This is a genomic window from Altererythrobacter chaiwopuensis (assembly GCF_054957755.1).
Map to the genome: position 1 here is coordinate 1,351,207 of NZ_JBTXJG010000001.1, position 23,581 is coordinate 1,374,787.

Genomic DNA, 23,581 nt, shown 5'->3' on the forward strand with positions numbered 1-23,581 from the left:
CATGACCCGCGCTCCTTACGCCGCAGATCCTGCCCGAACCCCGGGCCGCGAATTTCCGCAAGAGCGCGCTGGTGCGCGCGGACCGCGCAGCGAGTTTCAGCGCGACCGCGACCGGATCATTCATTCGATGAGCTTTCGCCGCCTGCGCTCGAAAACGCAGGTGTTCATCGCGCCCGAAGGCGATCACTATCGCACCCGGATGACGCACAGCCTGGAAGTGGCGCAGATCGGCCGGGTGATCGCCCGTGCTCTGGGTCTCGACGAGGATCTGACCGAGGCATTGTGCCTGGCGCATGACCTGGGCCACCCACCCTTCGGCCATGCGGGGGAGGGTGCGCTGGAAGAGGCGATGGCGCGACATGGCGGGTTTGATCACAATGCGCAGTCGCTGCGCACCATCATGCGGCTGGAGAGCCCATATCCCGGGCATGAAGGATTGAATCTGACATGGGACCTGCTCGAAGGGCTGGCCAAGCACAACGGGCCGGTGATTGCGCCAAATTGGGCGCTTGCCGAGCTTGACGAAGCTTTCCCGCTCGAGCTGGGCCAATGGCCATCGCTGGAAGCGCAGGTAGCGGCTGTGGCGGACGATATCGCCTATGACAATCACGACATCGACGATGGCCTTCGTGCCGGTTTCCTGACGCTTGACGATCTGCTCGAGGTCGATTTCCTTGCGCAGCAGTGGCGCGAGGTTGAGCGGCGCCACCCGCATGAGCCACATGACCGCCTTTTGCGCGAACTGGTGCGCGACCAGATCGGGCTGATGGTCAATGATGTAATCACCCACACTCGCGAACAAGTGAAGGACGCAGGCTCAGTCGATGAAGTGCGCGGTGCGGGGCGGCAATTGGGCGGCTTCTCGCCTGGCATGGCAGAGGCCGAACGCGGGCTCAAACGCTTCATGTATGACCGGCTCTATTGCCACCCCGAACAGGTCTCTGCAGCCGAACGGGCGCGAGATGTGGTTGCGCGGCTGTTTGCTGCCTACGCACAAGACGCCGGGCTGATGCCCCAGGAGTGGCGCGAGCGTTTGCCCGCAGACGAACCGGGCCGTTCGCGGATCATCGCCGATTTCATCGCCGGGATGAGCGACCGCTTTGCGATCGAGCGCTGCGCGGCAATCTATGGCGAGCGGCCACGGGGGCTAACCAATGTCTGAGCCATTGCGGATCGCGCTGGTGGGCGCAACCGGGTTGATAGGCAGCCAGGTGATCCGGGCCTGCATGGGCCGCAGTGACGTGCGGCTGGTGGCGGTTGCGCGCCGCGAGGTGAAGCTGCCCAAGGGCGCGCGGATGGAACTGTTCGTGGCCGAGCCGGGCAATTGGGGCGAAGTGTTCGGGGCACTGCGCCCGACTGCACTGATCTGCGCCTTGGGCACTACATGGAAAAAGGCTGGTGAAAGCGAGGAAGCTTTCCGCGCGGTGGACCAGAAATTGGTGCTCGATACTGCCCGCGCGGCGCAGGCCGCAGGCGTAGAGCGGCTAGTGGCGGTCAGCTCGGTTGGCGCCGATCCGCTGTCCAGGAACTTCTACCTGCGGGTCAAAGGCGAGGTCGAAGCAGAGCTGTCCAAAGTGGGGTTCAAGCGGCTTGACCTGCTGCGCCCCGGCCTGCTCAAGGGTGAGCGCGGTGGCGATCGGCGGCTGGGGGAGCGGCTGGGGATCATCGCCAGTCCGATCGTTGACCCCTTCCTTAACGGGAAGTGGCGCAAGTTTCGCTCGATAGACGCGATTGCCGTGGCGCAGGGCGCGATCGGCTTTGCCGGCCGGCGCGCGGGCGGGCGCTTCACGCATGAGAATGACTCGATCCGCCGTTCGGCGCGCGAATGGGTGAAGCTGGGCGGCTAGCCACCTGAAACAACCCGCGCTAAGCCATGTGCCGGGATCATCGCGCAAGCCAAACCCGCGTTCAATGAATGCGGGGGTGTGCCCTGCCTTGTGGAGATCGGCAGCGTGCTTGCAGCCTATTGGCGGCGCAGTGCAGCGGGAGAAGAAGAATGAGCTGGGATGCGATATTCGGAGCGGCCAACATGATGGCTCTGATCGCCTGGGCGTGCCTGATCCTGCTGCCGCGCTGGCCCGCGCTGCTCAGCGCGATCCTGTATCTCGGAGTAGCGCTGCTGAGCATGCTCTATGCCGGAATATTGCTCTCGCTGCTGGCGGGGTGGGCCGATCCCGGCGGGAGCATGGAGGGCGGCAATTTCAACTCGATCGAGGGTGTCCAGGCGCTGTTTTCGGCCAAGGGCGGCTTGACGCTCGGCTGGGTCCACTACCTCGCCTTCGACCTTTTTGTGGGACTGTGGATCGCACGCGACGCGGATGCCAAGGGCTTCTCGCGAATTGTGCAGGCGCCAATCCTCTTGGCCACTTTTGTGGCCGGGCCGTTGGGGTTGTTCGCCTGGCTGCTGGTCCGCGAGCCGCGCGCGCGTGCAAGCGGCCGCTGGTCATAGACGGGATAACGGGGAACCATGGGTGCTGCATTGCCTTTTGTAGGCATGAGCGGCGTGCAGGCGCCCAAATGAGGCGGAGAGACTATGAACGGCTATCACACTTTCACCACGTTTGACGAAATCCTGGATTTCTGGGCCAGCGAACGGCCTGACGGCCCTGCATTCGAGCAGGACGGCCGGATTACCAGTTTTGCCGAACTTGATCGGCTGACCCGACTGATCATCCATTTCTACTGGAGCCAGGGCCTGAAACCCGGCGACCGGGTGGCGTGGCTCGGCAAGAATTCCGACCTCTATTTCATGCTTTATCTCGCCGCCGGGCGCTGCGGCGTGGTGATGGTGCCGGTCGGTTGGCGGCTCGCCCCCGCTGAAGTTGCCTTTATCCTCAAGGATACAGGTGCGAAACTGGTCTTCACGGGTGACGAATTTGCCGATGCAGCGCGCAAGATCGCGCCGGGTCTGCCTGCAGCACCAACGGTCTTTTCCGAAAGCGAGATGCGTGCCTTGCTGCCGCAGCAGGTCGAAAGTGAGTACACGCCTGCGACTGCAAGCGATCCCGTGCTACAGCTCTATACTTCAGGCACGACCGGCAATCCCAAAGGCGCGCTGCTCGCGAGCGGCAATTTGCTGGGCCTGCGCAATCACGCCATCGAAGCCGGGCTTCCGTGGTCGTTCTATGAGCCGGATGACTGCATGCTGGTTGCCATGCCCTGCGCGCATATCGGTGGAACCGGTCTGGTCAATGTTGCCATCGCCAGCGGGATCCGCTCGCTTGTGCAGGCTGAATTCTCGCCGGTTGGTGTGCTCGAAGCGATCGAAAAGGGCGCTTCGCAGATGTTCATCGTGCCCGCCGCGCTGCAGATGGTGGTGCAGCACCCGCAGGCGAAGGAAACCGATTTCAGCCACCTCAAATATCTGATGTATGGCGCTGCGCCGATGCCGCTGGAACTGCTCAAGGAAGCGGTGCGTACAATGCCCAATGCCGGGTTCCTGCAGGCCTATGGCATGACCGAGACTTCGGGGACGATCTCGAGCCTGCCGCCGGAAGATCATGTGCTTGAAGGCAATCGGCGAATGCGATCAGCGGGCAAGGCCGTGCCCGGGGTGGAGATCAAGGTGGTCGATGCCGAAGGAAACGAAGTGCCGCGCGGCGAAATTGGCGAAGTTGCGGTCAGATCCCCGTCGAACATGCTCGGTTATTGGCAATTGCCCGACGCCACCGCCGAGGCGCTGCGCGATGGCTGGATGCACACGGGCGATGCGGCGGTGATGGATGAAGACGGCTACATCTATATCCAGGACCGGATCAAGGACATGATCATCTCGGGCGGTGAGAATGTCTATCCAGCTGAGGTCGAAAATGCGATCTTCGGCCATCCCGCAATCGCGGAAGTTGCGGTGATCGGCGTGCCGAGCGAGCGCTGGGGGGAAGAGGTTAAAGCCTGCGTCGTCGCCAAGCCGGGCCATGAAATCGACGAGGCTGAAATCATCGCTTATGCGCGCGAGCGCGTAGCCGCGTTCAAGGCGCCCAGAAGCGTGGATGTTATCGCGGCAATGCCGCGCAATCCGTCGGGGAAGATCCTGCGGCGTGAACTGCGCAAACCTTATTGGGACGGGCAGGAACGGCAGGTCAATTGAGCCCAACTGGAAGTCGTCGGCCCATGAAGAAATTCGCACCTGCAGTCGCTCGCAATCGTGAAGCCTTGGCCACTGTTCTTGCCGGTGAATTGCCGGCTGCCGGCCTGGTGCTCGAAGTCGCCAGTGGCTCAGGTGAGCATGCGTTCTATTTTGCAGGGGTGTTCCCTCAGATAGACTGGCAGCCAAGCGATCCCGATCCGGATGCACTGGCATCGATCGCGGCCTGGCGGGCCGATTTTTCCGGCGAGAACCTGCGTGCTCCGATAGCCTTGGATGCTGCTGCGCCACGTTGGCCGATTGATCGCGCTGACGCGATTCTCTGCGTCAACATGGTGCATATCAGCCCTTGGTCGACGACGGTCGGGCTGTTTACCGAGGCCGAGCGCAAGCTCGATCGCGGTGCGCCGCTGATCCTTTACGGGCCCTATTTCGAGGAAGGGAGCGAACCGGCCCGATCCAACATCGATTTCGACCTCAGCCTGCGAGCGAGGAACGAACAGTGGGGGATCCGCGATCTGGCCCAGATGGACAGGCTGGCTGAAGGCAAGGGCTTCAAACGCATGGCGCGGCACGCAATGCCCGCCAACAATCTCACCTTGGTTTATCGGCGCAATTAGGGGTTTACCGACGGGCTTAGGTCTCTTCGTCGACCGCATCGGCGACCGACTTGAGATCATCGCCAACACCGCGCACAGTGTTGCAGGCGGTGATGGAAACAAGCAATGTGCCCATAAGCACTGCGGCCGTGATCTTGCTTCTCATGTGATGAACCTTACTAGTTGAGCGAGAAGAATTGCGCGAATTCGCGGCTCGGGCAACAAAAAAGGGCCCGCCCTTATGGCGAGCCCCTTTTTTGCGTGCTGCAAGGGATTGAATCACATTTCTTCGTCGACCGCGTCGGCTGCGCTATTGAGGTCGTCACCAGCGCCGCGCACGGTGTTGCAGGCACCTGCGCTGAGGGTCATCGCGGCCAGGGCCACGGCAATGATTGTCTTGCGGATCATGCTAGATTCCTTTCGTTGTTCCAATACCCTCACTAGCGTCTAAACGCGCAGCGAATGCAAGTGGTTCCTAAGGCCCTGCCGCCAGGTTGCGCGCCGGGCGCGACAATTGGTGTTCACGCCAGGCGATCAGCAATCCTGCGCCGATGATCAGCGGGGCGCCCAGCCAGGTGGTTGCAGGGGGAAGCCGGTCGAACAGCGACCATCCCAGCAGGGTGGCCCAGATCAGTGCCGAATAATCCATCACAATCACACTGGCGACGGTGCCATAACGCAGCGCGCTGGTGAGCAGATATTGGCCCAAAAGGCCGCTTATGCCCAGCGCGACAAGGTAGAACCATTGCTCTGCATTCTTGGTCTGCCACACGAAGGGAAGGGAAAGTGCCAGCACCGGCACCGTAAAAAATGCGAAGTAGAACACGATGGTGAGCGAATCCTCGGTTTTGGTGAGGTCGCGAATATAGATCGATATCAGCGCGATCATGAAAGCAGCGCCAAGCGCAATTCCGGCGCCCAACATTGGAATGTGGCCGTCTCCCGGCTGCGCGATCACCACTATGCCGGCAAACCCCAGCAGCACCGCACCCCAGCGCCATATACCCACTTTTTCATGCAATATCAGCGCCGACAGGATCACCGCCCAGATTGCCGCAGTGAAATTGAAGCTGGTTGCTTCAGCCAAAGGCAGCAGCGTGACCGCGCCGAAATTCAGCGTCATACCGATCAGGCCCAATGTGGCGCGCAGGCCGTGTTGGCCCAGGCGCCTTGATTTGAAATTTCCCAGTTTGCCGGTGGCCCAGAACATCAGAAATATCAGCGGTATTGTTGGCAATTGCCGCCAGAACAGGATCTCGGGCAGGGCCAGCCCGCTTTCGCTGGCCAGTTTGACCAGAGCGACCATCAGCGAAAGCATGGCCGCTGCCGCCAGCCTGAGCAACAGCGCGAACAGTGGGCGTTGGGCGGGGGCATTGGCGGTCACGCCGCTGCCTGTAAGGCGGTTTGGCCGATGCGCAAGCCTTGCGGGATTGCCTGATGGTGGAACTTGCCCCATCTGCGCCTGATGCCGGGAGCCGGATTCTTCACTTTTGCCAGCGAAGCGGAGCTGGTGGCATTGGCCGGAGCAGTGTTTGTCGCGCTTGCGCTGCTTGCCTTGCTGGGGGAGCGTATGCGCGTTCGGCGCAAGCGGCTCGACCGGCTCGATCAGGTTGGTTGGGTGCCGTGGACGATGATCTTCATGGCCAGCGCGATTATTGGCGGGGGCCTGCTGGCGCTTTCACTGCCAGCGGCACTGTTCGGGAGCTGACTAGCGCAACTATAAACACGCCTCGAGATACGCCTGGTCAAAGCCGAACTGGCGCGCCTTTTCAAGCGTATAGGGCCGCAGACCGCTGGAACGGAATTCGCCCAGGATCTTGCCGTCATCGGTCTCGTCCAGATATTCGAACTTGAACAGCTCCTGCGTCACGATCACATCGCCTTCCATCCCGATGACTTCGGTGATGTTGGTGGTACGGCGCGAACCGTCGCGCAAGCGTTTCACCTGCACGATCAGATCGACCGATTCGGCGATCTGGCGGCTGATGGCTTCCTTCGGGATCTTGATGTCACCCATCAGGATCATGTTTTCCATGCGGCCCAGGCACTCACGCGGGCTGTTGGCGTGCAGCGTACACATCGATCCGTCGTGGCCGGTGTTCATCGCGGCAAGCAAGTCGAAACATTCCGCGCCGCGAATTTCGCCCAGGATGATCCGGTCAGGCCGCATACGCAGGGCGTTCTTGACCAGATCGCCAATCGTGATTGCGCCCTGGCCTTCAAGGTTCGGCGGACGCGTTTCGAGGGGTAGCCAATGCGGCTGTTGCAGGCGCAGTTCGGCCGCGTCCTCGATGGTCAGCACACGCTCGCCCGGATCGATCATCTTCGACAAGGCGTTGAGCATGGTCGTCTTACCCGAACCGGTACCGCCAGAGATCACCACGTTCATCCGGCAGGCACCGGCAATTTTCAGGCAGGTCGCCATCTTTTCGCTCATCGAGCCGAATTCCTTCAGCATGTCGATGGTGATGGGCTTCTCGGAGAATTTGCGAATCGAGATCGCCGTCCCGCGCAATGACAGCGGCGGCACAATTACGTTGACGCGGCTGCCGTCCTTGAGGCGGGCGTCGGCAAGCGGTGTTGTCTGGTCTACGCGGCGCCCGACCTGGTTCACGATGCGCTGGGCGATCTGGAACAGGTGCGATTCGTCGCGGAACTGGATCGGAGCCAGCTGCAATTTGCCCTTCTTTTCAACATAGGTCTGCTGCGGGCCATTGACCATGATATCCGAGATATCGGGATCGTTGAGCAATTCCTCCAGCGGGCCGAAGCCCAGAAGCTCGTCGATCAGCACCTTTTCCAGCGCGAATTGTTCGCGGCGGTTCAGCGTGACCTTCAGCTCGGCCAGCACTTCCATGATGATCGGCCGGAATTCTTCCGACAGCTCTTCCTTCGAAAGCGTGGCAGCCGCTTCCGGGTCAACGCGTTCGAGCAGGCGCGGCAGCACCTGTTCCTTGATCTTGTGGATGCTGGCTTCGAACCCGCCTACGCCCACATCTTCGTGGACCATATTGGCGCGATCGTCGAGGCGGCTCATCGCCTCTTCAGTGGTTGCCGGCCTGGCGTTGCCAGAGGGGGCAGCTGCCGGGACTTGCGTGGCTGATCCACCGGCACCGGGTATCGGGGGAAACTGCGCGCCGCCGCTTTCGCCCAGGGGAGACTTGTCGCCGCCCTTCATAGGGCGTGCCACGCCAAAGGAAGGGCGTGCACCGGGCTTCATTCCCGCAGGTCCGGATTTCTTTCCGAATGCACTCATTCCCTGGTCCCCAAACGGCTAACTTCGCTTACGAGTGCCATCAACGCCGCATAGCGAAGATGTCCTCTCGGAAAGTGGTGAATAATTGGGAAACCTTATTATTTTCCTAAGGCGCAAAGGCCGCAATGGCTGCTGCTGATAAACCGTGTTGCGACTTCGCATGGATGGGCTAGAGCCCGGCTACGGAGCGCCCAATCGTATCAATCTTCAAGCAGAAAGTTCAGCCAATTGAACAACAACCGCACTGGATTGCTGCTCGCGATCTGCGGCTTTGCCATGCTTTCTGTTGGTGATGCGGTGATCAAGACCATGGCTGGACTTTGGCCGGTTCCCGCGGTTGCAGCATTGCGCTTTACCATCGGCGCGGTTGCGCTTGGGATTTTGTTGCTACGGCAAGAGGGGGTGCAGGGTTTCCGTCCGCGCTATCCCTGGCTCCAACTGGCGCGCGGCGGCAGTCTGGCGATTTCTTCGCTTGCCTTCTTCTCCGCCATCTATGTCATGCCGCTGGCCGAAACGATGGCAATTACATTCCTTTCGCCGGTGCTCACAGCTGTGCTAAGCGGCCCATTGCTGGGCGAGCGCGTGCGCCCGGCGGTGTGGCTGGCATCGCTTGCTGCGCTGGCGGGGGTGGTGCTGATCCTGCGGCCCAACCTGGCTGAGCTGGGCTGGCCCGCGCTATTGCCGCTTGTCGCTGCGGTATTTTTTTCGCTGATGATCATCACCAACCGCGCCTCGGCAGGGCATGGCAGTCCGCTGGCGATGCAGGCCTATATGGCGATCATTGCCGCGCCGCTGCTGATCGCGGTTGCCATGGGAACACAATGGCTTGGTATTGAAGCTATGCAGTTCGGCTGGCCCAGCTGGGACATCGTGCTGCGCTGCACCTTTGTGGCATTCACGGCCACATGCGCGCATTGGCTGGTCTATCTCGGCACATCGCGGGCCGGGGCGGCGCAGATCGCGCCTGCATCCTATGTCCAGCTGCTGGTCGCCTCGCTGCTGGGCTGGTGGTTCTTCGGGGATGTACCTGATCTCCTTACGATTGCCGGAGCTTCGATCATCATCGGGGCCGGGCTATTCCTATGGCGAAACAGCGTTCGCGCGCATCCTGGCCAATAAGGCATTTGAAGGCGCGGCCGGGCGCGCTAGAGGCAAGCTTGCATTCAGCCGGGGCGAGCTAGCGCGCCGGTTTCATCTTCTGACCGGTCAAGCGGGGCATCTATGTGTGGAATCATTGGCATTGTTGGACAGGGTACGGTGGCAGACCGGCTGGTCGATGGCCTCAGGCGGATGGAATATCGCGGTTATGACAGCGCGGGGCTGTGCACGATCGACAACGGCACGCTGATCCGCCGCCGCGCGGAAGGCAGGCTCTCCAACCTTCTTGCCGTGCTTGAGGATCAGCCCGCAACCGGCAATGTCGGCATCGCCCACACGCGCTGGGCGACCCACGGTGCACCCACCGCCAGCAATGCCCATCCGCACGCGACCGAACATGTGGCGATCGTCCACAACGGCATCATCGAGAACTTCAAGGAATTGCGCGATGAATTGCGCGCTGACGGGCGCGAATTCCAGAGCGAGACCGACAGCGAAGTTGTTGCCCATCTGGTCTCTCGGCGGATTGAAGCGGGGGATACGCCCGAAGAGGCGATGCGCGATGTGCTGCCGCGACTGCGCGGCGCGTTTGGCCTGGCGATCATCTTCCGTGACTATCCCGATCTGCTCGTCGGCGCGCGGCTCGGCTCACCGCTGGTGGTGGGATATGGCACGGGTGAAAACTCGGGCGAGATGTATCTCGGCTCTGACGCGCTTGCGCTTGCCCCTCTGACCCAGCAGATCGCCTATCTCGAAGAGGGCGACTGGACGGTTATCAGCCGCGACGGGGCGCAGATCTTCGATGTCGAGAACAATCCCGTCGAGCGCGAAAGACGCCATTCGGGGGCTTCTGCGGCGGCGGTTGAGAAGGGCAATTACCGCCACTTCATGCAGAAGGAGATCTTCGAACAGCCAACCGTGGTCGCGCAAACATTGTCATCCTATCTACGCCGGGCCGACAATACGGTTGCGCTGCCGCAATTCGATTTCGATCTTTCGGCGATCAGGCGGCTGACCATCGTCGCCTGCGGCACCTCCTATTACGCTGGCATGGTCGCCAAGTACTGGTTCGAGCATTTTGCGCGTCTGCCGGTCGATATCGATGTGGCGAGCGAGTTTCGCTATCGCGATCCAGTGCTGGAAGAAGGCGGGCTGGCGCTGTTCATTTCGCAGAGCGGCGAAACCGCCGACACGCTTGCCGCGCTGCGCCATTGCCGCCAGGCCGGGCAGACGATCGCGGTGGTGGTGAATGTCCCCACCAGCACCATGGCGCGCGAAGCAGACCTGCTGCTGCCCACCCATGCCGGGCCGGAGATCGGCGTGGCATCGACCAAGGCCTTTACCTGCCAGCTGGCAGTGCTCGCCGCGCTGGCTGCGCATATGGCGGTCAAGAAGGGCCGGATGAGCAGGGAGGAAGAACAGGAGGTGGTCAAACACCTGCTCGAAGCACCGGCCGCGCTCAACGCTGCGCTCGATCATGATGATGATATCGCGGCGATGGCGCATCTGATCGCCCCGGCGCGTGACGTGCTCTATCTGGGCCGTGGCCCGGATTATCCTCTGGCGCTGGAAGGCGCACTAAAACTCAAGGAAATCAGCTATATACATGCCGAGGGCTATGCTTCGGGCGAAATGAAGCACGGTCCCATCGCGCTGATCGACGAAGATGTGCCTGTAATCGTGATCGCGCCGTCCGGGCCACTGTTCGAAAAGACCGTTTCCAACATGGAAGAAGTGCGCGCGCGCGGCGGGCAGATCGTGCTGATTTCCGACGCCAAGGGGCTGGAGCAAGCGGGCGAGGGGTGCATGGCCACGATTGAGATGCCCGCAGTGCATCCGCTCATCGCACCGCTGGTCTATGCCGTGCCGGTGCAATTGCTCGCCTATCACGTCGCAGTGGTGAAGGGCACCGATGTCGATCAACCACGCAACCTGGCTAAATCGGTGACGGTGGAATAGGGGCTGTGGAAGTTTGTAGCTGGAATTCAGCATTTCAGCGTCAAATGACCCATGAGTTTCTGAACTGCTTTACTGCCGCATAACCTTTCAAGGTTAATTGCGGGTGGGTGAGCGAACTTGATACGACCTTTCACAGCACGTCACCGCAGCTGACGTCTGCCGCCGTTCTGGGCTTGACTGACCCGCACGGTGAGGATTGGTCGCGGCTGCGCGGCATGCAATTCTCCGCGCTGGGCAAGCTCACCCCGATCCGGATGTTCGTCAACTTTGTTCTGGCCGTAATGGCAGTCTGGCTGCTCAGGAACGCGGTCAGCCCGATGTGGCTGGGGGCCTGGTTTGGGGCCATGCTGCTGGTCCAGGCACGCGGCGCGCAGGTCGATCGCAGGCTGGCGGATACAGACCGGCGCCAGGTCAGGTTGGATGATATGCTGCTCCATTCGTCAACACCGCTGCTGGCGGGATTGTTGTGGGCACTTGCATTGGTTGCCTTCGCGCCGGTTACTCCCGGCTATGGTGGGCTTGCGCTGTGGGCGATGGCTGCATTCCTGGTTATGAGCGCGGTTACCTTCTACAGTGCTGCGCCTCTCGGCATAGTGGTGTTCACAGCCACGCTGGGCACAGGCGCGCTTGTGGCCCTGTGGCGACAGGAACTGGTCGAACTTTCGCTGTTTGTGGCGGCCTTCATCCTGGTTGCGTTGATTGGCGCGGTGAACGGCGGGCGGACGTTCCTCAAGGCGAGGATCGCCGAGATCAGCATGGCCGAAAAGGATGCGGTTGTCTCTTTGCTCCTGCGCGAGTTCGAAGAGAACGAAGCAGACTGGTTGTGGGAAATTGATCCGGCCCGGCGGATCCGCAGCGTATCTCCGCGCTTTGCCTATGCGCTGTCATGCAAGGCTGCCGATGCCGAAGGAAAACCGCTGCTTGAAATGATCGCCGGCAAGGGCTGGGATGGCGGCCAGTTGCCCCCAAGCCTGCATGACCTGGCCGAAAAACTGCAAAACCGGGAAAATTTTTCAAATGCCATGGTCGAAGTCTCGATCAGGGGCCAGCGCCGCTGCTGGGAACTTTCCGGCACGCCCATACTTGATGAGCGCGGCAAGTTCCTGGGCTTTCGAGGAGTTGGCTCGGACGTTACCGTACAGCGCGAATCCTCGGAAAAGATCGCCTATCTCGCGCGCTTTGACACGCTCACATCGCTGCCCAATCGCTTGCAGCTTACCGAGGCGATTGGCGAGGCAATGCAATATGCCGAGCACTGGCGCACGCAATGTGCATTCCTGATGATCGATCTTGACCGGTTCAAATCGGTCAATGATTCGCTTGGCCACCAGATCGGTGACCGGCTGCTGGCGCAGGTATCGGCGCGGCTCAAGGCGCTGATCGGCGACAATCAATTGTGCGGCAGGCTGGGTGGCGACGAATTCGCGGTTGTGATCCGCGACGCCACTGACCACCGCCTGATCGATAAGGTCGCGCTGATGGTGATCGAAAGCCTTTCCGAACCCTATGTGGTCGATAACCACACGCTGTTTGTGGGGGCGAGCGTTGGATCGGCAATCGGACCGCGCGACGGGCGTTCGGTGGAAGAACTGATGCGCAATGCCGATTTGGCGCTTTACCGCGCCAAGGATGCCGGGGGCGGGCGCCATTGCCAGTTTGAACCTATCCTGCATGCATCGGCGGAAGAACGGCGCAAGCTGGAGCTTTCGCTGCGCGGTGCACTCGATCGTGACGAACTGATGCTGCAATACCAGCCGGTGGTTGACGCCAAGGACGAGAGCCTCGTGAGCTTCGAGGCGCTGGTGCGCTGGCACAGTCCGGAGCATGGCCTTGTCAGCCCGGCCAAGTTCATTCCCGTGGCGGAAGACACCCGCATGATCCTGCCGATTGGCAAATGGGTGCTGCGCCAGGCATGCCGCGAAGCGCGCAACTGGCCCGAGCATGTAAAGGTGAACGTCAATGTCTCGCCCGAGCAATTGCTCGATACGGACTTTACCAACGATGTGGTCCTTGCGCTTGCTGAAACGGGCCTGCGGCCCGAGCGGCTCGAAATCGAAGTGACTGAAAGTATCTTCCTGCGCGATGCAACCGTGGCGCGTAGTGCGCTCGAACAGGTCATGGCGCTGGGGTGCAGTGTGGCGCTGGATGACTTTGGCACCGGCTATTCCTCGCTCGGTTACCTGCGCAAATTGCGCTTTTCAACGATCAAGGTGGACCGGACCTTTGTGAAGGGCGCCGCGCAGCAAAGTGCGGAAAGCCTTGCGATCATCCGTGCCGTGGTGGCGATGGCGCAAAGTCTGGACATGACGACCACCGCAGAGGGCGTCGAAACGATTGAGGAGGCCGAACTGATCAAGGCGCTGGGATGCGACAAGATCCAGGGCTATTATTATGGGCGGCCAATGTCCGCCGATGATGCGCTGCAACTGTTCCGCGCTCCGGGTGTCAAGCACGCCTGAGCCGCTTCACAATGTCAGATCAGGCCGCAACCAGGCTGCCGACCACGCTTTCGAACAGGCGGCATCCATCATGGCCGCCAAGCGCGTCTTCGATCGCGCGCTCGGGGTGGGGCATCATGCCCAGCACATTGCCCGAGGCATTGAGGATACCGGCAATGTCGCGGCGCGAGCCGTTGCAGGGTTCGGCGTAGCGGAAAGCGACCCGGCCTTCGCCTTCGATCCGGTCAAGCGTCGCCTCATCAGCGAAGAAATTGCCGTCATGATGCGCCACCGGGATGCGGATCACCTCACCGGCCTCATAGGCACTGGTGAACAGCGATTGATTGTTTTCCACTGTCAACGGCACGGTGCGGCAGATGAAGTTCTGGCCGGCGTTGCGCATCAGGGCGCCGGGCAGCAAGCCCGCCTCGGTCAGCACCTGGAAGCCGTTGCATACGCCCAGAACCGGCACGCCGCTTTCGGCTGCCTGCACCACCGCGCGCATGATCGGGCTGCGCGCGGCCATCGCGCCGGAACGCAGATAATCGCCATAGGAAAAGCCGCCCGGCAGCGCGATGAAATCGAGCCGCTGGGGCAATTCGGCATCGCCGTGCCACACGCGCAGCGCGGGGACGCCAGAGACTTTTTCGATCGCCATCGCCATGTCACGGTCGCAGTTCGAACCGGGAAAAGTGATGACGGCGGCACGGAAAGCCATCAGGCGGGTTCCCCCTGGCCGGGCTTTTCGACGACGTAATCCTCGATCACCATGTTGGCGAGCAGCTTGCGGCACATATCGTCGAGAGCCGCGTCGCTGGTGTCGTCGGCCACATCCATCTCGATCACCCTGCCGATGCGGACATCCTTGACCCCGCCGAAACCGAGCCCCTCGAGGGCGTGATGGACTGCGCGGCCTTGCGGGTCGAGCACACCGGGCTTGAGGCGGACCAGGACACGGACTTTCATGGTTTGCTCCTCGGCAGGCTAACTGCGGCACCGGATTCGTGAACCCCGGGCCACTTTGGCGGTGCCTATAGCGAGATGGAGGCCAAGTGCAATCGGCGCGTCGGGTTTCCCCACGGCGGGGGCTGCCTAATTGCCGCCGTTTTCCTCCGCATCGGTTTGCGGCACCACCAGGAACTCGACGGCATCGGATGGCACCAGATAGGTCTGCGCTGCCGCCTGCATATCGCGCGCGGTAAAGCCTTTCAGTATTTCAGGCGCCGCAAAGAAGCGGTCGAGCCTGTCGGCCTCGCTTTGCGCCCGGTCCGCGAAGGTCATCCAGCCGCCCAGCGATTTGAGCATATTGTCATAGCTTTCGAGCAGCGGCTGGCGCGCTCGATTGACTATATCTTCGTCAAGCCCGCCATCTTGCAGCCCTTCCAGCATTTCACCGATTGCCTGGCGCGCCGGGTCGAGCTGGGCATTATCGATCGCGACGTTGAGGCTGAAAGTGCCGTAACCGCGCCAAACGCGCGACATCGAGCTGCTGGCAGACGGCGAATAGGCCTGGCCCAGCTCTTCGCGCAATTGTTCCTGCAGGCGAATCTGGACCACGCGTCCGAGCAGGTTCAGCCGCAGCGTTTCGGCAAGGTCGCTATCATCGTTTGTGGGCCAGACCATACTTATCAACGCCTGGTCAGGCTCGCCGCTATGCGTGATCGTGTGTGTGCCGCGTTGCGCAGTAAACGGCCTGGTGCGGGCTGTCTCGCGCGGTTCGAACTCGGCTTCACGTTCGGGCAGCGCACCAAGAGTCCTGGCCACAGCATCAATCGCGGCCTGTTCGTCGAAATCCCCGACCAGCGCCAGTTCGATTGCACCATTGGTCAGGCGATCTCCGATATCGGCAGCAAGCCTGGCAAAGGTGCGGCTTTCATAGGCTTCGCGTGGTTGCAACGAAAAGCGCGGATCACCTTCAGACAGGATCGCCCCCATGCGATTGCCCAGCGCCTGCGCCAGCGTGGCATCAAGGCTGGCAAAGAATTGTGCGATGCCGCGGCGATAGCGTTCTTCGCCTTCGCTGCGATAGCCCGGATCGCTGAGGGTGGCGGCGAGCAATTGCAGCTGCAATTCGAGATCGCGCGGGGTGGTTCCGCCGCTCATCCGGAATGCATCGGCCAATGAGTCGATCGAAAAACGCACGCTGCGCCCGGCAAGGATGCTCACCAGCTCATCCTGGCTGTGTGCCCCAAGGCCGCCCGCCGCGAGCGAAGAGATCATGGCAGTCTTGAGCGGATCTTCTGCCGAATTGAGCAGGCTGCCGCCATCAAGCGTGAGGCGATAGCTGATGCGGTCTTCGCGGATATCGGTTTGCTTCAGGTTCAGCCGCACGCCATTGGCGAAGCGGATAAGGCGGAATCCGAAGCGTTCGTCGCTTGTGTCGGAAACGATCGTGCCGGGCTGGCCGAAATCCTGATAGGCGAATTTGGCCTGATCGCGCCATTCGGGCGCGCTTAGCTGCGCCAGCGCCGCTTCGTTCCATGCTGCGCGCAGGGCATGGCCGCCGCCTTCAGGTGCCGATCGGCCCTGATAACGGATCAGCGGATTATCGAGCGGGACCGCGTCTTCGCGCACTGCGGCAAGGGCGGCTTCAGGCGTGATCTCGTCAGCGAAATTTTCGAACCGTTCAAGCGCGCTTTGCGGGGTTGAGGGGATCTGTTCGCCATCGATCAGCGCGAGCGCGGCTGCGGCAAGTGAGGCATGGGTGCGGGTGGCGCTGCCGCCTGCCGCGTTTTCGATCGCTGTGCGTAAGCCCGCGACTTGCTCTGCAACCTCGGCTTCGCTGAACCCGAATTCCAGTGCCTTGCGCGTTTCCATTGCCGCCGCGATTACCCCGCGGCGCCATTCGCCGTCGGCAGTATTGACGGTGAGGGTGGTGGAGCGGGCATCCTCGAACAGATCGCCGGTGGCAATACCGGCGCTGCGGAACGGGGCATCCCCGCCGCGCGCCAGCGCTTCCAGCCGCCGATTGATGATGCCATAGCCCACCGTGCGCAGCAGGCCCTGCCGCCGGTTGGCAACCGTATCAGGCCGCTCGATCCAGGGGCCAGAGCGCGAAATGCTGATCCTTTCGGGCAAGGCCGGGTCGACATAGATGTCGCTTTCGCCAGCTCGGGTGATATCGACCGGGCCGGTTTCCGGCTCGACCGGGGCGGGCGCCGATTCCCAATCATCAAACCAGTACCGTAAACGCGCTTCGATTAGCGCGACCGGAAAGTCGCCCACGATCACCATGGACGTGTTGGCCGGCACATAGGTGCGTTCATAGAACGCGCGCAGGTCAGCCGCGCTGGCGTTCTCCAGCACTTCGACTGCGCCGATCGGCAAGCGGTTGACAAACCGTGCGACCGGGGCCGCGAATTCAAGCTCGTCCTCAAGCTGCTTGTAGGCAAAATTGCGCCGGTCGCGCCGCTCGGCCAGGATAATGCCGCGCTCGCGATCGACCGCATCCTGCTCAATCAAGAGCTCGCTCGACGTTTCGCGCATCAGCATCAGCGCGGTATCCAGCAGACTCTCGTCATTGCGCGGAAGATCAAGCTGATAGACCGTCTGCTCCAGCCCGGTCGAGGCATTGGTATCAGCGCCGAAAGCCAGCCCTTCGCGCTCGAGCAGCTTGATCATCTCGCCTTCCGGGATCCGCTTTGAACCATTGAAGGCCATGTGTTCGATGAAGTGCGCCAGCCCGCGTTCGCTCTCCGCCTCGTCAAGCGAACCGGAGCCGATGTGGAGCCGGATAATCGCCGTCCCCTCGGGCGTGTCATTCTGCCGCAAGATGTAGCGCATCCCGTTGTCCAGCACCCCGAAATGGTACTCTGGATCGACCGGGATGTCGCTCTGCTCGAACGCCCATGAGGGCGCAGGTGTCTGTTGTGCGAATGCGGCTGCAGGCTGGAGCGCGAATGCGACCAATGCCGCGATAATAGTGGGAAAACGCATGGTTCCTGCTTACTTGCTCGGCCTAGCCTTGCAAGTGGCTGAACCGCCGAGTCTACTTCTTCGGTGGTTTGGGCTGGGCGCCGCGCAACCGGCCGCGGTGCACTGAAAGATCGAACACTTCGCCCGGGCCGCTGTCGTCATTCTGCAGCAGGCCAAGCCGCCGCGCGACTTCCTGATAGGCTTCGCTTTCCCCGCCCAGATCGCGGCGGAAGCGATCCTTGTCGAGCTTTTCGCCGGTCTTCATGTCCCACAGCCGGCAGCCATCGGGGCTGATTTCGTCAGCCAGGATCACGCGGCTGAAATCGCCGTCATAAAGCCGGCCGAACTCGAGCTTGAAATCGATCAGGCGGATGTCGACCGCGGCGAACATGCCGCACATGAAATCATTGATGCGGATCGCCATGGCGGCGATGTCCTGCATTTCTTCCGGCCCGGCCCAGTTGAAGCAGGCGATATGCTCTTCGGCGATCATCGGATCGCCCAGTGCGTCATCCTTGTAGTAATACTCGATCAGCGTGTGCGGCAGCGGCTCACCCTCCGGGATGCCCAGGCGCTTGGAAATGGATCCTGCAGCGACATTGCGCACCACCACTTCGATCGGGATGATTTCCACCTGGCGCACCAACTGTTCGCGCATGTTCAAGCGGCGGATGAAATGCGTGGGGATACCGATATGCGCCAGCCGGGTGAAAACATGTTCGCTGATGCGGTTATTGATCACACCCTTGCCGTTGATCGTGCCCTTCTTCTCGGCATTGAAGGCGGTTGCATCATCCTTGAAATACTGGATCAGCGTGCCCGGCTCAGGGCCTTCGTAGAGGATCTTGGCCTTGCCTTCGTAGATCTGGCGACGACGCGACATTGTGGGTTCATCCTGCTCTAAAAATACATGCGCCCCGGCGGGCTTTGCCATGAGGCAAGGCGGCGGCCGGGGCGGGCGCCCAGCCATACTCGCAACGCGGGAAATTGGCAAACGCCTGTGCAGCTCTGCCGCGCGCTGGCGCAGTGGTGCCTCGGGGCGGGATCGAACCACCGACACTACGATTTTCAGTCGTATGCTCTACCAACTGAGCTACCGAGGCATCGCTACTGCGACGGTGAACAATACACCGGCGAGCGAATGAGAGCGCGCCTATGGCGAAGGCGTGACGGATTGGCAAGGGGGAATTGGCCGATTTAGGCTCACTCGTTCTCTTCGCGGACGATCTCGCCCGCAATCTCTTCCGGCATGGCGGGGCGGCCGGGCACGGCGTAGCCGTCACCAAACCACAGCGCGAGGTCGCGGTCCTTGCAGCGGCTTGAGCAGAAAGGGTGAAACTCCTCGCTGCTCGGTTTCTTGCAGATCGGGCAGGGCCTGAGCTTGGTCATAGCGGCACTGCCTGCGCGAATCCTGCTTCAAGCGCAAGCTTCGGATCGTTTGCGATGCGAACTTCACGCCCGCTGCGCCGCGAAAGTTCAGCTAGCCATTCCGGCTTCAGACAGGCAATAATCGCGGGATGGGCCGTGAGCAGCAAGGCACCGGCTTCGGCGACACGTTCGGCCCGGCGCAGCAGCAAGCGTGCCGCCGCACCGCGCCGGCTCAGTGAAATTTGCTGCAAGATCGATGCACGCATCAGCCGGGCCACGATCTGGACAAAGCCGAACCCGTTCATGGCGGTGCGTTCATGCGGCCAGCCAGCCAGTTCGTCTTCCAGCCTGCTGTCCACCGCCTTGCGATCGAGCCGGTCGGTCAAGGTCGGGAAATCCACACCGATATTGCCGGCGATATCGAACCGGCGTAGCGCGCGCGCAAGCGCGGGAACTGCATTGAAGGTAATAGCCTCTACCGGATGCCCGTCGACATCGATCAGGGTCATCGCCGGTGTAATGGAGAACAGCAGAGCCCCGCCGTGAAAGTCAACTTCGCCTGACCAGGCTTCGGCGAACAGCTCTTCCCAGTCCGCTTCGTCAGGAAAACGGTGAACGATTTGGACCTCGTATCCCTCCTTGCGCAGGCTGTCTGCCAGCGATGGCGCGGGATCGAGGGGAAGATCGGTTTTCACCGCCAGTGCGCGCTTGAGCCGCCCGCGCTCGGCAATGGCCTCGCGTTCGACCAGCATCCGGACGGTTGTTCCTTCGCTGTCGGATTTGGGCAAGCGGCGTCCGATTGCATCCTCCCCGCTGGAAAAACGGACAATCGCCATTGAGGAAAGCGGGAAACGCTCGGCCACCACGGCCTCGATCACTGCACCGTGGGCAAGCGTGCCCGGCCAGCGCAAACGGGCGGCCGCGATACCGCCCCGGTCAAGCTGAATTGCACGTTCTTCGCCGATCCCCTGTTCGACAAGCCAGGTGCCGATTGCGGAACGTTCAACCAATGTCGAAACCTGCCGCTTTCAACACCGCGCGAGTTTCATAAAGCGGTAGCCCAACCACCCCCGAATGGCTGCCTTGGATCCATGCGATCAGGCCTTCAGCCGCGCCCTGGATGGCGTAGCCACCTGCTTTGCCATGCCATTCGCCAGTGGCGAGATAGGCCGCGGTCTCCTCTTCCGAGAGGCGCTTGAAGCGGACAGAAGTGGTGCTGAGCTTCTCGCGCAGCGTCCCGTCAGGTGCCTTGAGCGCGATTGCGGAGAGCACGCGGTGGCGCCGACCTGACAGCAGATCAAGGCATTGGCGGGCCGTTGCTACGTCTTCCGCCTTGGGCAGGATCCTGCGGCCCAGAGCGACCACGGTATCGCCGCCCAGCACGTGGCCATTGCCTGCCACTGCCAGTGCCTTTTCGCGCGCCATGCGCACGGCATATTCCAGGGGCAGCTCGCCCTTGCGGGGGGTTTCATCAATATGAGCGGGGCAGACGGCAGCGGGTTCGATCCCAAGCCGCGCGATCAACTCACGCCTTCGAGGGCTGGCCGATGCGAGAATGAGCCCTGGTGAATTCACCAGGATTACTGCGGGCCAGGGCCGCCGCGACCGGGCATGAAGCGATAGGTGATACGCGCCTTGGTCAGATCATAAGGCGTCAGTTCGCACAACACCTCATCGCCCACCAGCACGCGGATGCGGTTCTTGCGCATCTTGCCGGCGGTGTGGCCAAGAACTTCGTGACCGTTTTCGAGCTCAACCCGGAACATCGCGTTGGGCAGCAGTTCCACTACCTTGCCGCGCATTTCGAGGAGTTCTTCCTTGGCCATGTAAATCCTTAAGCTGTGATTTGAGTGCGAATTCGCGCGCGCTTTAGCTGTGCCGGGAGCAAAATGGAAGCCTCGTGCGTTACCACGCCGAATCTTGTAGCTTCCGGTGCCTCGTACGTCTCGCGCGCATTGATGCAAACTAATACATTTCAGCACCTTGTGCCGTTGATCGATTTGAAGGACATGCGCGCTCAATGAGCTCCAGAAAAATTCTGCTAGCGGGAACTTGTCTTGCCTGGGGCCTGGCGAATCCGGCGCAGGCGCAACAGCAGGCGGCGGCAGTTGCGGTGCAATCACAGGACCCGCAGGAACAGGCGACGCAAACCGGCCCGATCGGCGAAATCATGGTGCGGGCAGATCGCCTGCGCGGACAGCTCGATGTCGATCAGGCGCCCGTGCTCGAGCTCAACGAAGCCGATATCCAGGCGATCGGGGCGACATCCGTGGCGGATCTGATCCAGTCGATTGCTGCGCAGACCGGGTCTTCGCGCGGACGCGGCGGCGGACAGCCGGTTTTCCTCGTCAACGGCATCCGGATCAGCAATTTTCGCGAACTGCGCTCTTATCCGCCCGAGGCAATCGCCAAGGTCGAGGTGCTGCCCGAGGAGGTGGCGCAGCGTTTCGGCTTTCCGCCCGACCGCCGCGTCGTCAACATGATCCTCAAGGATAATTACTCGAGCCGCGAGGTGGAGCTGGAATTCGAAGGGCCAGACAGGGGCGATTCGTTGGCGCTTGAGCAGGAGTTCACCTATCTCAAGATCGACAATGGCGCCCGCCTCAACATCAATGCCGAAGCGCGCGATGTTTCACTGCTGACCGAGGCAGAGCGCAATGTAACCCAGGCCGATGGATCGCAATCCAGCGTGACTGGCGATCCCGATCCGGCGCGCTTTCGCAGCCTGTTGCCCGATACGTTCAATGCCGAGGCGACAGTCAACTGGGCCAAGGCGATCATGGAAAGCGGATCTTCGGTCAGCTTCAATGGCACCTATGAACGCAGCGAAAGCCGCAGCCTTTCAGGTCTCAATTCGGTTGTGCTGGTGGACCCGCTCGGCAATTCCGCGACCCGCACCTTCGGCGCCGAAACCCCGCTTGAACGCAAGACTTCCAGCGATACCTTTTCCGCCGCCGGTTCCTATGCATTGCCGTTGGGCGGTTTCCAACTGACCACTACTGTCGATGCCAGCCTGGCCGAAAGCACCACCCTGATCGACCGGCGCTTCGATACTCAGGAACTGCGCGATGCGGCGGCGGCGGGAACGCTGGCGCTTGACGCAGCGCTGCCGATCCAGGCCGAAAACGGATTTGACACCGCGCAAACACGATTGTGGAGCGGCAACGGCAAGGCGACGCTGCGGGGCGCGCCATTCTACCTGCCCGCGGGAGAACTGTCTGCGACTTTCGACATTGGTTTCAACTGGGACCGGATCGAAAGCAGTGACACGCGCACGGCGGGCGACACGCAGTTGACGCGCGGCGACCTGGAAGCCGGAATCAATATCGCCATCCCCATAACCAGCCGCCGGGACATGGTGTGGGACGCGCTTGGCAGCATTTCGCTGAACGGCCAGTTCGGGATCAACCATCTGTCCGACTTCGGCACCTTGAGTGACTGGAGCGCCGGGCTCAACTGGTCACCGTGGGGCAATCTTGACCTTCAGGCGACCTATATCTGGCGCGAAGTGGCGCCAAGTCTTGGCAGCCTGGGCAACCCGCGGGTCGAGAGCCTGAACGTGCAGACCTTCGATTTTGCGCGCGGGGAAACGGTGCTGGCCACGATCATTTCCGGCGGCAATCCCGACCTGCAGGCGGAAACCCAGAAAGACTGGAAATTCACCACCAATTGGGAATTGCCCTTCTGGAAGGACACGCGGCTGTCGGCAGAGTTCATCCGCAACCGTTCGAGCGATGTCACCAGCGGCTTTCCGGTGCTGACCAGCGCGATCGAAGCGGCCTTTTCCGAGCGGGTCGAGCGTGACGCGGATGGCCGGCTGCTGTCGATCGACCGCCGTCCGGTTACCTTTGCCCGGACCCGGTCCAACCGGCTCGTTTTCGGGCTGGTGACGCGCGGCAGCTTTGGTGAGGCCAGACCGCAGGCCGAACGCGGTGGCCGCAGTGCGCCAGCGGGCCAGCCGGGCGCAGGCCCACGCGCCGGCGGCGGACCGCCCGATGCCGGGCGGCGCGCAGCCTTTATGCGGTTTCGTGAGCGGATCTGCGCGGACGATGGTCTGTCCGTATTGCAACAATTCGCTGAAGCCGCCGTGCGCGGCGATGATCTGGCCCAGCAGTTTCCAGAGTTCGATCCGGAACGTACCCGGCGGATGGTGGAACAGCTGCGCGCGGATGATGGCTCGATCGATCAGGAACGGCTGGCGGGCTTGCGAGAGCGGATCTGCAGTTTCGATCCTTCGGCAATGGGGCAAGGCACACCGCCCGGCGGCAGTCCGGCCGAGGGCGGAGCGGCGGCTGGAGCGGGCGGCCCACCGGCAGCGCGTGGTGGCGGCCCCGGCGGGCGAGGCGGCTTTGGTAATGACGGGCGCGGGCGCTATTTCTTCAATCTGACGCACACGATCGAACTCGATAATACCATTGTCGTGACTGACGGCGGGCCTCTGCTCGATCTGCTCGATGGCGATGCGATAAGCGAGAGTGGGCAGGTGCGCCATTCTTCGCGGATTGAAGGTGGCATGTTCCGCAATGGCATGGGGCTGCGCCTGTCGGGCGCCTATACCGGCAAGACGCGGATCGACGGCAGCGGGCTTCCGGGCGGCAGCACGCTGCATTTTGGCGATCTAGCGACAGTGGACCTGCGGCTGTTCATGGAACTTGGCCAGGTGCTCAAGCAGGAAAGTGGCTTTCTCAAGAACTTCCGCGTTTCATTCCGGGCCGATAATGTCTTCGATGCCCGCCGCCGTGTGACGGATGCAAATGGCGAGGTGCCGCTGCGTTACCAGCCGTTCCTGATCGATCCCACCGGTCGGTTCGTGGGGGTGGATCTGCGCAAGCTGTTCTGACGCCAGCGCCCTTGCCGCTGGCCG

22 protein-coding genes and 1 tRNA gene are annotated in these 23,581 nt (G+C 61.8%); 10 read left to right on the forward strand and 13 right to left on the reverse strand.

Annotated features, from left to right (window positions below; translation table 11 throughout):
- The first annotated feature begins 1 nt into the window (after nucleotide 1).
- From ACX2DJ_RS06635 to ACX2DJ_RS06655, 5 genes are all read left to right on the forward strand, one after another.
- Entirely contained in the window at nucleotides 2-1,162 is a 1,161-nt protein-coding gene (locus tag ACX2DJ_RS06635; RefSeq protein ID WP_462571675.1) for a deoxyguanosinetriphosphate triphosphohydrolase, read from the forward strand.
- Nucleotides 1,155-1,847, forward strand: coding sequence for an NAD(P)H-binding protein (locus tag ACX2DJ_RS06640; RefSeq protein WP_462571676.1), 693 nt, complete (start codon nucleotides 1,155-1,157; stop codon nucleotides 1,845-1,847). The genes ACX2DJ_RS06635 and ACX2DJ_RS06640 overlap by 8 nt, the downstream gene beginning before the upstream one ends.
- A gap of 149 nt (nucleotides 1,848-1,996) precedes the next feature.
- Nucleotides 1,997-2,449 carry an ABA4-like family protein gene (locus ACX2DJ_RS06645; RefSeq protein WP_462571677.1) on the forward strand — a complete coding sequence of 151 codons (453 nt, stop codon included), beginning with the start codon at nucleotides 1,997-1,999 and terminating at the stop codon, nucleotides 2,447-2,449.
- A gap of 84 nt (nucleotides 2,450-2,533) precedes the next feature.
- Nucleotides 2,534-4,087, forward strand: a complete 1,554-nt coding sequence (locus ACX2DJ_RS06650) for a long-chain-fatty-acid--CoA ligase (RefSeq protein WP_462571678.1) — start codon at nucleotides 2,534-2,536, stop codon at nucleotides 4,085-4,087.
- A 23-nt stretch (nucleotides 4,088-4,110) separates the two neighbouring features.
- Nucleotides 4,111-4,704 (forward strand): DUF938 domain-containing protein, encoded by a 594-nt coding sequence (locus tag ACX2DJ_RS06655; RefSeq protein WP_462571679.1) that lies wholly within the window; start codon nucleotides 4,111-4,113, stop codon nucleotides 4,702-4,704.
- 16 nt (nucleotides 4,705-4,720) lie between these two features.
- On the opposite strand, the gene ACX2DJ_RS06660 is transcribed toward ACX2DJ_RS06655, so the two are convergent.
- The 3 genes from ACX2DJ_RS06660 to ACX2DJ_RS06670 form a co-directional block, all read right to left on the reverse strand.
- Nucleotides 4,721-4,849, reverse strand: coding sequence for a hypothetical protein (locus ACX2DJ_RS06660; protein ID WP_462571680.1), 129 nt, complete (start codon nucleotides 4,847-4,849; stop codon nucleotides 4,721-4,723).
- Nucleotides 4,850-4,962: 113 nt separating this feature from the next.
- The gene (locus ACX2DJ_RS06665) at nucleotides 4,963-5,091 is read right to left on the reverse strand and encodes a hypothetical protein (protein WP_462571681.1); all 129 of its coding nucleotides are present in this window, start codon (nucleotides 5,089-5,091) and stop codon (nucleotides 4,963-4,965) included.
- A gap of 67 nt (nucleotides 5,092-5,158) precedes the next feature.
- Complete coding sequence (locus ACX2DJ_RS06670) at nucleotides 5,159-6,067, reverse strand: DMT family transporter (RefSeq protein ID WP_462571682.1); 909 nt, start codon at nucleotides 6,065-6,067, stop codon at nucleotides 5,159-5,161.
- A gap of 81 nt (nucleotides 6,068-6,148) precedes the next feature.
- On the opposite strand from ACX2DJ_RS06670, the gene ACX2DJ_RS06675 reads away from it, so the two are divergent.
- Complete coding sequence (locus tag ACX2DJ_RS06675) at nucleotides 6,149-6,391, forward strand: hypothetical protein (RefSeq protein WP_462571683.1); 243 nt, start codon at nucleotides 6,149-6,151, stop codon at nucleotides 6,389-6,391.
- 9 nt (nucleotides 6,392-6,400) lie between these two features.
- Here the strand turns inward: ACX2DJ_RS06675 and ACX2DJ_RS06680 are convergent, their stop codons facing one another.
- On the reverse strand, nucleotides 6,401-7,939 hold the full coding sequence (locus tag ACX2DJ_RS06680) for a TadA family conjugal transfer-associated ATPase (RefSeq protein ID WP_462571684.1): 1,539 nt from the start codon (nucleotides 7,937-7,939) through the stop codon (nucleotides 6,401-6,403).
- A 228-nt stretch (nucleotides 7,940-8,167) separates the two neighbouring features.
- On the opposite strand from ACX2DJ_RS06680, the gene ACX2DJ_RS06685 reads away from it, so the two are divergent.
- The 3 genes from ACX2DJ_RS06685 (at nucleotide 8,168) to ACX2DJ_RS06695 (ending at nucleotide 13,455) form a co-directional block, all read left to right on the forward strand.
- A complete protein-coding gene (locus ACX2DJ_RS06685; protein WP_462571685.1) occupies nucleotides 8,168-9,058 on the forward strand; it encodes a DMT family transporter in 891 nt (296 codons plus the stop codon).
- 102 nt (nucleotides 9,059-9,160) lie between these two features.
- A complete protein-coding gene (gene glmS / locus ACX2DJ_RS06690; protein ID WP_462571686.1) occupies nucleotides 9,161-10,996 on the forward strand; it encodes a glutamine--fructose-6-phosphate transaminase (isomerizing) in 1,836 nt (611 codons plus the stop codon).
- A gap of 107 nt (nucleotides 10,997-11,103) precedes the next feature.
- The gene (locus ACX2DJ_RS06695) at nucleotides 11,104-13,455 is read left to right on the forward strand and encodes a putative bifunctional diguanylate cyclase/phosphodiesterase (RefSeq protein ID WP_462571687.1); all 2,352 of its coding nucleotides are present in this window, start codon (nucleotides 11,104-11,106) and stop codon (nucleotides 13,453-13,455) included.
- Nucleotides 13,456-13,474: 19 nt separating this feature from the next.
- On the opposite strand, the gene purQ is transcribed toward ACX2DJ_RS06695, so the two are convergent.
- The 9 genes from purQ to infA form a co-directional block, all read right to left on the reverse strand.
- Entirely contained in the window at nucleotides 13,475-14,152 is a 678-nt protein-coding gene (gene purQ / locus ACX2DJ_RS06700; RefSeq protein ID WP_462571688.1) for a phosphoribosylformylglycinamidine synthase subunit PurQ, read from the reverse strand.
- Nucleotides 14,152-14,400: a phosphoribosylformylglycinamidine synthase subunit PurS gene (purS, locus tag ACX2DJ_RS06705; RefSeq protein ID WP_462571689.1), complete on the reverse strand. Its 249-nt coding sequence runs from the start codon at nucleotides 14,398-14,400 to the stop codon at nucleotides 14,152-14,154. The genes purQ and purS overlap by 1 nt, the downstream gene beginning before the upstream one ends.
- Nucleotides 14,401-14,526: 126 nt before the next feature.
- Entirely contained in the window at nucleotides 14,527-17,370 is a 2,844-nt protein-coding gene (locus ACX2DJ_RS06710) for a M16 family metallopeptidase (RefSeq protein WP_462571690.1), read from the reverse strand.
- 52 nt (nucleotides 17,371-17,422) lie between these two features.
- Nucleotides 17,423-18,232 carry a phosphoribosylaminoimidazolesuccinocarboxamide synthase gene (gene purC, locus ACX2DJ_RS06715; protein WP_462571691.1) on the reverse strand — a complete coding sequence of 270 codons (810 nt, stop codon included), beginning with the start codon at nucleotides 18,230-18,232 and terminating at the stop codon, nucleotides 17,423-17,425.
- 144 nt (nucleotides 18,233-18,376) lie between these two features.
- Nucleotides 18,377-18,452 (reverse strand) — tRNA-Phe (locus ACX2DJ_RS06720).
- A 100-nt stretch (nucleotides 18,453-18,552) separates the two neighbouring features.
- The gene (yacG, locus tag ACX2DJ_RS06725; RefSeq protein WP_462571692.1) at nucleotides 18,553-18,738 is read right to left on the reverse strand and encodes a DNA gyrase inhibitor YacG; all 186 of its coding nucleotides are present in this window, start codon (nucleotides 18,736-18,738) and stop codon (nucleotides 18,553-18,555) included.
- Complete coding sequence (locus tag ACX2DJ_RS06730; RefSeq protein WP_462571693.1) at nucleotides 18,735-19,727, reverse strand: Rne/Rng family ribonuclease; 993 nt, start codon at nucleotides 19,725-19,727, stop codon at nucleotides 18,735-18,737. Before ACX2DJ_RS06730 ends, yacG begins: the two co-directional genes overlap by 4 nt.
- Complete coding sequence (locus ACX2DJ_RS06735) at nucleotides 19,720-20,238, reverse strand: Maf family protein (protein WP_462572564.1); 519 nt, start codon at nucleotides 20,236-20,238, stop codon at nucleotides 19,720-19,722. The genes ACX2DJ_RS06730 and ACX2DJ_RS06735 overlap by 8 nt, the downstream gene beginning before the upstream one ends.
- A 59-nt stretch (nucleotides 20,239-20,297) precedes the next feature.
- A complete protein-coding gene (gene infA, locus ACX2DJ_RS06740) occupies nucleotides 20,298-20,543 on the reverse strand; it encodes a translation initiation factor IF-1 (protein ID WP_047806247.1) in 246 nt (81 codons plus the stop codon).
- A gap of 194 nt (nucleotides 20,544-20,737) precedes the next feature.
- Here infA and ACX2DJ_RS06745 point away from each other — a divergent pair, with 194 nt between their 5' ends.
- Nucleotides 20,738-23,557: a TonB-dependent receptor gene (locus tag ACX2DJ_RS06745; protein WP_462571694.1), complete on the forward strand. Its 2,820-nt coding sequence runs from the start codon at nucleotides 20,738-20,740 to the stop codon at nucleotides 23,555-23,557.
- Nucleotides 23,558-23,581: the final 24 nt, after the last annotated feature.